The sequence below is a fragment of the Burkholderia sp. Ac-20379 genome, from assembly GCF_017104645.1.
Classification (GTDB): domain Bacteria; phylum Pseudomonadota; class Gammaproteobacteria; order Burkholderiales; family Burkholderiaceae; genus Burkholderia.
In genome coordinates this window covers 1-8,036 of record NZ_JAAGPF010000328.1, presented here as the reverse complement: position 1 = coordinate 8,036, position 8,036 = coordinate 1, and the positions used below count along the sequence as shown (strand labels likewise).

The window sequence follows — 8,036 nt, the reverse complement described above, 5'->3', positions numbered from 1 at the left end:
CTGGACGCGCCGCAGCGCCGACGCCGAGGACGGCGCGGCCGCGCGCGAGCAGTCGCTGGCCGAATCGCTCGAGGAGGCGTCGACGCAGATCGCCGGGGTGCGGGCCGAACTTGCCGCCGCCGTGGGCGAGCGCGATGCGAGCGCGGCGCTGGCCGAGCGGATCGCCGGCGAGGCGGCGCGGCTGCGCGGCCTGACCGGCACGTTCGAGCGCTGGCACGAACAGATGGCTTCGCTGATGACGCAGAACCAGGACATGCACGCGAAGAATCATGAGCTGTCGTCGATCGTCGCGCACGTGCTGATCGTGTCGCTGAACGCGTCGATCGAGGCGGCGCGCGCCGGCACCGCCGGGCGCGGCTTCTCGATCGTGGCGAGCGAAGTGCGATCGCTGGCCTCGCGCTCGCAGGAGCTGTCGAAGAGCTACCAGGACAGCCTGAACCGCAACGACCTCGTGACCACCGCCACGTTCCAGGACATCCAGGCCGGCGGCAAGATGATCACGGCCTCGCTCGGTAACGTCGACGCCCTCGCGACGCAACTGCGCGACCGACTCGAACGGAGCGCGGCGTGATCGGTGCGGGCGCGATCGAGAGCTTCGAGCGCATCTTCTTCAGCGCGGCGCGCGGGCGGCTCTCCAACGATTCGTCCTGCGAGATCACCACGCGCGAGAAGCCGGACACGTCGCGCGGCGTCGAGGCCGTGGTGCTGACGATTTCGTCGGTGAATTTCCGCCTGCTGTTGCTGCTGCATTACCGCGACGACGACGCGACGCGCGCGTTCTATACCGGCGCGACGCCGCAGCGTTCGCTGCGCGAGGCGTTCCTGGAAGTGGCGAACCTGTGCTGCGGGGCCGTCAACCAGGCGCTCGTCGAGCATTTTCCCGACCTCGGGATGTCGACGCCGTACCGCCTGAACGGGGCGAGCGCCGGGCATCTCGCCGAACTGAAGCCGGATTTCCTGGCTGCCTACGACCTGACGGTCGGCGGCAGCGTATGGCTGTCCGCCACGCTGTGCGTGTGCGCGAACGCGCCGATCGATTTCGTCGCCGACGTGCGCGACGTCGACGAAGGCGTGGGCGAACTCGAAATGTTTTGATGAACGGATAACCGGCAGGAGAAGTGATGACGACCCACGATACGCCCGTCAGCAAGGTGCTGGTGCTCGACGACAGCGATGTCCACATGGACGCGATCCGGCAGTTCTGCGACGAGCATCATCTCGTCGGGCTGAAGGCGCGCCGCAACCGCCTGCTGAAGGTGCTGCGCTCGAACATCGACCTCGGCGCGGTGCTGCTGGCCGCCGATTACGGCGGTTCGGTCGACGAGGCCGCCGCCGTGGCCGCGCAGATCGACGCGCTGCGTCCCGAGCTGCCGATCATCGTGCGCCGCGCCGACGGCAGCGCCGAAGATACGTTGCACGAAGCATTCAAGCGGGTGGCCTGCGCGAGCTTCGCGCTGCCCGATCTCGAACCGCTGCGCCGCGCCGTCGACGAATACCTGTTCAGCCTGGCCTACCCGAACGCGCTGGTGCGCGGCATCGAGGAGATCACGGAATCGCGCCTCGGCACGATTTTCCGCGGCATGACGATCGAATGCGAAACGCCGTGCATCGTGCGCGACAACATCATCTACGGCGAAGTGTTCAGCCTGATCCCGCTGGAAAGCGCGTGGTGCCGCGGCTACATGATGATGCAGGCCGACGAGCAGCCGATGCTGGACTTCGTCGCCGCGATGCATCCGGACGAGCGCGAGCCCGATTTCCGCGATCTGAACGGCGTGCTCGGCGAGCTGACGAATCTCGTGTGGGGCGCATTCAAGGATCGCTTCCTCGGCAGCGCCGCGGTGCCCTCGGCCAGCAACGTGCAGGTGCCGCTGCTGATCAATCACAAGCAGAAGTACATCTCGTTCGGGTCGGAAAACCCGCAGCTGTGCTTCCAGTATCAGGTGACGGACGAAGCGTCGGGCCGCACCATAACGATCCATCAGCGTTTCGTGTTCAGCCTGCAGTGGTCGCCGGAATCGTTCGACGACCATGCGCAGGCGGTGGGCGAAATGGTTGAAGCGGGTGAACTCGACTGGTTTTAAGTGACAAGCGACAAACGGATAACAGACATGGCAAAGATTCTGGTGGTGGACGATTCGAGCACGGTGCGCGACGAAGTGGCAGGCTTCCTGCGCAAGAACGGGCTGGAAGTGGATACGGCGGTGGACGGCAAGGACGGCCTCGCGAAGCTGAAGACGAACCCGGGCATCAAGCTCGTGGTCAGCGACGTGAACATGCCGAACATGGACGGCCTGACGATGGTCGAGAAGATCCGCAGCGAACTGGGCAACGCGGCCGTCAACGTCGTGATGCTGACGACCGAAAGCAGCCCGGCCATGAAGGAACGCGGCAAGGCCGCCGGCGTGCGCGGCTGGATCGTCAAGCCGTTCCGCGGCGACGCCGTGCTCGAGACGTTCCGCAAGCTCTCGAGCTGAGGCTCCGATGCGCGCCGTGCCGCTCGCATGGCGCGCTGCTGGTGTATCGTCGTCGCTTCGCTGATTCGGGATTCGATCGATGCTACGCAGGCAATTTCTTCGTCACGCGTGCGGGGCCGCGGCCACGCTGGCCTTCGCGCGCGCGGCGTTCGCGCAGTCGCATGCCATGCACGGCATGCAGGGGATGACGGGCGGCATGGCGGGCATGGCCGGCATGCACGATGCGGGCGCTGCCGCGCCGCCGCCCGACATGACGCTGGCGGCGGCCGATGCGCTGCCGGCCGGTGCGCCGCTCGCGCCGTTGCGCGTGCTCGCCAACGAAAGCCGCGTGCCGGGCCGGTTTCAGGCCACGCTGGTCGCGCAGCCGGTTGCGCGCCAGTTGCTGCCCGGCGCGCAACCCACGCCGATGTGGCTTTACGGCGATGCCGCCGAAGGCGCCGTGGCCGGCCCGCTGATCGCGCTGCAGGAAGGCGATGCCGTCGAGATCCGCGTCGTCAACCGTCTGCCGCAGCCGACCACGATGCACTGGCACGGCCTGCCGGTGCCGCCCGATCAGGACGGCAACCCGCTCGCGCTGATCGAGCCGGGCGCGTCGCGCACTTACCGGTTCACGTTGCCGAAGGGCAGCGCCGGTACCTACTGGTATCACCCCCATCCGCACAACTTCACGGCCGAGCAGGTGTTTCGCGGCCTGGCCGGCCCCATCGTGGTGCGCGCGGCCGACGATCCGCTGGCCGGCTGGCCCGAGCGGCATCTGTTCGTCTCCGACCTGAAGCTGGCGCGCGACGGCACGATCGTGCCCGACGACATGATGGACTGGATGAACGGCCGCGAAGGGCAGTTCGCGCTGCTGAACGGCGCGCGCCGGCCGCGTATCGAGGTCGCGCAGGACGAGCGCTGGCGCGTCTGGAACGCCTGCAGCGCGCGCTATCTGAACCTCGCGTTCGACGACGGCCGCGGCTTCGAGCAGGTCGGCACCGATGGCGGCCTGTTCGCGCAGCCGCGCCGCATGACGTCGCTGGTGCTGGCGCCGGGCGAACGCGCCGAGCTGCTGGTGCGCGCCGGCGAGCGCGCCGGGCAGGCCGTGCTGCGGGCCGACACCTACGACCGCAGCAAGATGGCGATGGCCATGTCGGACGACGACGATCCGTCCCTGCCGGCCGATCCGCCGCTGCCGCTGGCCGACGTGCGCTTCGCCCCGGCCGCCGCGCGCGCCGTGCCGGCCACGCTGCGTGCGGTGCCGCCGCTCGGCCGGCCAGTGGCGCGCAAGACCGTGACATTCGGCGAGGCGATGGACATGGACGCGATGATGCGTACCGCGCCGGGTCAGCGGCCGGCCGGGATGCGGTTCATGGTGAACGGCCAGGTATTCGCGCCGCATCGCGCGACGCTGACGAGCCGGCGCGGCGACGTCGAATGGTGGTCGATCGCGAACACGACCGACATGGATCACCCGTTCCATCTGCACGGCACGCAGTTTCAGGTGATCGAGCGCGAATATCGCGGCCGGCGCACGGCCGAGCCGTTTCGGGCCTGGCGCGATACCGTCAACGTGCGCAAGGGCGAGACGGTGCGGATCGCGACCGTCCAGCACGAGGCCGGCGACCGGATGTTCCATTGCCATATCCTCGAGCACGAGGATCTCGGCATGATGGGCACGCTGCGCGTGGTGTGAACGCTGCCCGCGGCCCGGAAGGGCGCGGGCACGGGAACGGCGGCGCAAAAAAAACCCGGCTCGGAGCCGGGTTTTTGTCGAATTCAGTACTGCGCTCAGGCTGCCTGAATATTCGAAGCTTGCTTGCCCTTCGGGCCTTGAACCACATCAAAGCTCACTTTCTGGCCTTCCTTGAGGGTCTTGAAACCCGCCATGGTGATAGCCGAGAAATGTGCAAACAGATCTTCGCCGCCTTCATCGGGCGTAATGAAACCGAAGCCTTTCGCGTCGTTGAACCACTTGACGATACCAGTTGCCATGCCTACTTCCCCTGTCACTCAGTCGTTACCACGAGCACGCTCGAAAAGCTAAACGACCGGAAAATGCAGCCGTTCCCCCCTCACAAGCTCACCTCGGCCTACTTTTCAGCGTCATAAAAGACAAATTGAAAAAAGTGCCAGCTTGATTGTTGGCGCTCTTTATTTGGGTGTCAAGAGGAATTTGTCGGGGGTTTGGGGGCCGTTGTAAAGAACCCATCTTCAGGGTTTATCCCGCTTTGCAGTGTCATACGCACGCCAAGCGAAGGTGCTTGAAAAGCCCCATAATCGGCCCATATACCAGAACCGGACGACAGCCCGTCGAGCTTTCCGGGAATATGGGATACTCGATCCACGCGTTGCGGCACGGAGCATTTCCGGCGTCGCGGGCACGATCGGAAGCCGGCGCCGCGAGCCGGTTTCCGCGCCGTGCGCAGCGTTCGAGTCTGTGAGCATGCATGCAGAACGGCGCCGGCCGCAAGGCTGGTTTATGACAGGATTGCGGGCCTGTCCGAGTTGTTTAGAATGGGTGTATGGCGATTATCCCGGACAAGCAGGACAACACCGTCCTGGAACGCAACGAGCAGAAACTGAAGCCGCCTTCGATGTACAAGGTGGTGCTGCTGAACGACGATTTCACCCCGATGGAATTCGTCGTGATGGTGGTTCAGGAGTACTTCAAGAAGGATCGCGAAACCGCGACGCAGATCATGCTCAAGGTTCATCGCGATGGGCGGGGGGTATGTGGGGTCTATACGCGAGACATCGCGTCGACCAAAGTTGAGCAAGTCGTTACCCATGCGCGGCAGGCAGGGCATCCGCTGCAGTGCGTGATGGAGGAAGCATGATTGCCCAGGAATTGGAAGTCAGCCTGCACATGGCGTTCATGGAAGCGCGCCAGGCGCGGCACGAATTCATTACGGTCGAACACCTGTTGCTCGCGTTGCTCGACAACCCGACAGCAGCCGAGGTGTTGCGAGCGTGCGCGGCGAACATCGAAGACCTGCGCCAGAACCTGCGCAACTTCATCCATGACAACACGCCCACCGTGCCGGGCACCGAAGACGTCGACACGCAGCCGACGCTCGGTTTCCAGCGCGTGATTCAGCGCGCGATCATGCATGTGCAGTCGACCTCGAACGGCAAGAAGGAAGTGACCGGCGCGAACGTGCTGGTGGCGATCTTCGGCGAGAAGGATTCGCACGCGGTCTACTACCTGCAACAGCAGGGCGTCACGCGCCTCGACGTCGTGAACTTCATTTCGCACGGTATCGCGAAAACGGGCAACGCCGATGCGGCGAAGGCCGGCGAAGGCACGCCCGAGTCGGAAGATCCGAACGCGCAGAAGGAAACGCCGCTCGCGCAGTTCACGCAGAATCTCAATCAATTGGCGAAGGACGGCCGCATCGATCCGCTCATCGGTCGCGAAACCGAGGTCGAGCGCGTGGTGCAGGTGCTGTGCCGCCGCCGCAAGAACAACCCGCTGCTGGTCGGCGAGGCCGGTGTCGGCAAGACGGCGATCGCCGAGGGCCTCGCCTGGCGCATCACGCGCGGCGAAGTGCCGGACATCCTCGCGAATGCGCAGGTGTTCTCGCTCGACATGGGCGCGCTGCTGGCGGGCACGAAATACCGCGGCGACTTCGAGCAGCGTCTGAAGACGGTGCTCAAGGAGCTCAAGGAGCGTCCGCACGCGATCCTGTTCATCGACGAAATTCATACGCTGATCGGCGCGGGCGCCGCGTCGGGCGGCACGCTCGATGCGTCGAACCTGCTGAAGCCGGCGTTGTCGTCGGGCAACCTGAAGTGCATCGGCGCGACCACCTTCACGGAATACCGCGGCATCTTCGAAAAGGATGCGGCGCTGTCGCGGCGCTTCCAGAAGGTCGACGTCAACGAGCCGTCGGTCGAGCAGACGGTGGCGATCCTGCGCGGGCTCAAGTCGCGCTTCGAGGAACACCACGGCGTCAAGTATTCGTCGGGTGCGCTGTCGGCCGCCGCTGAATTGTCGGCGCGCTTCATCACCGACCGCCATCTACCGGACAAGGCGATCGACGTGATCGACGAAGCGGGCGCCGCCCAGCGGATCCTGCCGAAGTCGAAGCAGAAGAAGACGATCGGCAAGTCGGAGATCGAGGAAATCATCTCGAAGATCGCCCGCGTCCCGCCGCAAAGCGTGTCGCAGGACGATCGCAGCAAGCTGCAAACGCTCGATCGCGACCTGAAGAGCGTCGTGTTCGGCCAGGATCCGGCGATCGACGCGCTCGCCGCCGCGATCAAGATGGCGCGGGCCGGCCTCGGCAAGCTCGACAAGCCGATCGGCGCGTTCCTGTTCTCCGGCCCGACCGGCGTCGGCAAGACCGAAGTGGCGCGTCAGCTCGCGTTCACGCTCGGCATCGAGCTGATCCGCTTCGACATGTCGGAATACATGGAGCGTCATGCGGTGAGCCGGCTGATCGGCGCGCCGCCGGGCTATGTCGGTTTCGACCAGGGCGGCCTGCTGACCGAAGCCGTCACGAAGAAGCCGCATTGCGTGCTGCTGCTCGATGAAATCGAGAAGGCGCATCCGGACATCTTCAACGTGCTGCTGCAGGTGATGGATCACGGCACGCTGACCGACAACAACGGCCGCAAGGCGGATTTCCGCAACGTCATCATCATCATGACGACGAACGCGGGCGCCGAATCGATGCAGAAGGGCACGATCGGTTTCACGACGCGGCGCGAAGTCGGCGACGAAATGGGCGAGATCAAGCGCCTGTTCACGCCGGAATTCCGCAACCGTCTCGACTCGACGATCAGCTTCCGCTCGCTCGATGAGGAAATCATCATGCGCGTGGTCGACAAGTTCCTGATCCAGCTGGAAGATCAGCTGCACGAGAAGAAGGTCGATGCGTTGTTCACCGATGCGCTTCGCAAGTACCTCGCGAAGAACGGCTTCGATCCGCTGATGGGCGCGCGGCCGATGCAGCGTCTGATCCAGGACACGATCCGTCGTGCGCTGGCCGACGAACTGCTGTTCGGCAAGCTCGTGAGCGGCGGCCGCGTGACGGTCGACGTCGACGAGAAGGAAGTCGTGCAACTGTCGTTCGACAATTCGGCGGAGCCGCCGAAGCCGAGCGAGGAGACGGTCGAAGTGGAATGACACGCGGCAACGCGTGAGCGAACGGCGCGGGAGCTTCCCGCGCCGTTTTATTTTGTCCGGCGCCTGCGCGCGCGTACGGACGGTGGCAGGGAGGCTGGCGTTTTTGGCGCACACACAACAACAGATCGCGCTCGCTACGGGCGAGGCGCGGCAGTCGAGAGCAACGGGGCGCGGATCGAATCCGCACGCAATGAATCACAAGATCGGGGAGACGGAATTCGCGTCGCGGCGCGCGGCGTGGCGGCGTTGGGAAGCCGCGATCGGCGCATTGCTGCTGGCCTGGCCGGCCTGGAGCGCAGCGCACGCCGGCGCGCCGCCGCGCGAGGCGCCGGGCCTCGCGGAAATCGTGGCACCGGGTACGTATTTGTCGTCGCGCTCGGCGCTGGCCGGCAGCGGCGCGTTGCGCTTCGCGCCGGCCGGGCCGGCGTTGCCGCGCGGCGCGGACA

The 8,036-nt window shown here is 65.6% G+C and carries 9 protein-coding genes; 8 read left to right on the top strand and 1 reads right to left on the bottom strand.

Annotated features, from left to right (window positions below; genetic code table 11):
• The 5 genes from G3N92_RS27760 to G3N92_RS27740 form a co-directional block, all read left to right on the top strand.
• Nucleotides 1-571 (top strand): methyl-accepting chemotaxis protein (locus G3N92_RS27760; protein ID WP_206130785.1); only part of this gene is annotated, 571 nt, incomplete at its 5' end.
• Complete coding sequence (locus G3N92_RS27755; RefSeq protein ID WP_206130784.1) at nucleotides 568-1,095, top strand: hypothetical protein; 528 nt, start codon at nucleotides 568-570, stop codon at nucleotides 1,093-1,095. The genes G3N92_RS27760 and G3N92_RS27755, both read left to right, overlap by 4 nt.
• 26 nt (nucleotides 1,096-1,121) lie before the next feature.
• Nucleotides 1,122-2,084, top strand: a complete 963-nt coding sequence (locus G3N92_RS27750; protein WP_206130783.1) for a chemotaxis protein CheX — start codon at nucleotides 1,122-1,124, stop codon at nucleotides 2,082-2,084.
• Between the two features lie 27 nt (nucleotides 2,085-2,111).
• A complete protein-coding gene (locus tag G3N92_RS27745) occupies nucleotides 2,112-2,477 on the top strand; it encodes a response regulator (protein WP_206130782.1) in 366 nt (121 codons plus the stop codon).
• A 79-nt stretch (nucleotides 2,478-2,556) separates the two neighbouring features.
• Nucleotides 2,557-4,152 carry a multicopper oxidase family protein gene (locus G3N92_RS27740; protein WP_206130781.1) on the top strand — a complete coding sequence of 532 codons (1,596 nt, stop codon included), beginning with the start codon at nucleotides 2,557-2,559 and terminating at the stop codon, nucleotides 4,150-4,152.
• 95 nt (nucleotides 4,153-4,247) lie between these two features.
• Here the strand turns inward: G3N92_RS27740 and G3N92_RS27735 are convergent, their stop codons facing one another.
• A complete protein-coding gene (locus tag G3N92_RS27735; protein ID WP_206130780.1) occupies nucleotides 4,248-4,451 on the bottom strand; it encodes a cold-shock protein in 204 nt (67 codons plus the stop codon).
• A gap of 530 nt (nucleotides 4,452-4,981) precedes the next feature.
• Between G3N92_RS27735 and clpS the strand changes: the two genes are divergently transcribed.
• The 3 genes from clpS to G3N92_RS27720 all read left to right on the top strand — a co-directional run.
• Nucleotides 4,982-5,296 (top strand): ATP-dependent Clp protease adapter ClpS, encoded by a 315-nt coding sequence (clpS, locus tag G3N92_RS27730; protein ID WP_206130779.1) that lies wholly within the window; start codon nucleotides 4,982-4,984, stop codon nucleotides 5,294-5,296.
• Nucleotides 5,293-7,590, top strand: coding sequence for an ATP-dependent Clp protease ATP-binding subunit ClpA (gene clpA / locus G3N92_RS27725; protein WP_206130778.1), 2,298 nt, complete (start codon nucleotides 5,293-5,295; stop codon nucleotides 7,588-7,590). Before clpS ends, clpA begins: the two co-directional genes overlap by 4 nt.
• 190 nt (nucleotides 7,591-7,780) lie before the next feature.
• On the top strand, nucleotides 7,781-8,036 hold a 256-nt coding region (locus tag G3N92_RS27720; RefSeq protein WP_206130777.1), incomplete at its 3' end, for a hypothetical protein.

Excerpts from the sequence above, each read along its gene's own strand:
- G3N92_RS27735 (WP_206130780.1), bottom strand. The coding sequence starts at position 4,451 with ATGGCAACTGGTATCGTCAAGTGGTTCAACGACGCGAAAGGCTTCGGT.
- G3N92_RS27745 (WP_206130782.1), top strand. The coding sequence starts at position 2,112 with ATGGCAAAGATTCTGGTGGTGGACGATTCGAGCACGGTGCGCGACGAA.
- clpA (WP_206130778.1), top strand. The coding sequence starts at position 5,293 with ATGATTGCCCAGGAATTGGAAGTCAGCCTGCACATGGCGTTCATGGAA.
- G3N92_RS27750 (WP_206130783.1), top strand. The coding sequence starts at position 1,122 with ATGACGACCCACGATACGCCCGTCAGCAAGGTGCTGGTGCTCGACGAC.
- G3N92_RS27740 (WP_206130781.1), top strand. The coding sequence starts at position 2,557 with ATGCTACGCAGGCAATTTCTTCGTCACGCGTGCGGGGCCGCGGCCACG.
- clpS (WP_206130779.1), top strand. The coding sequence starts at position 4,982 with ATGGCGATTATCCCGGACAAGCAGGACAACACCGTCCTGGAACGCAAC.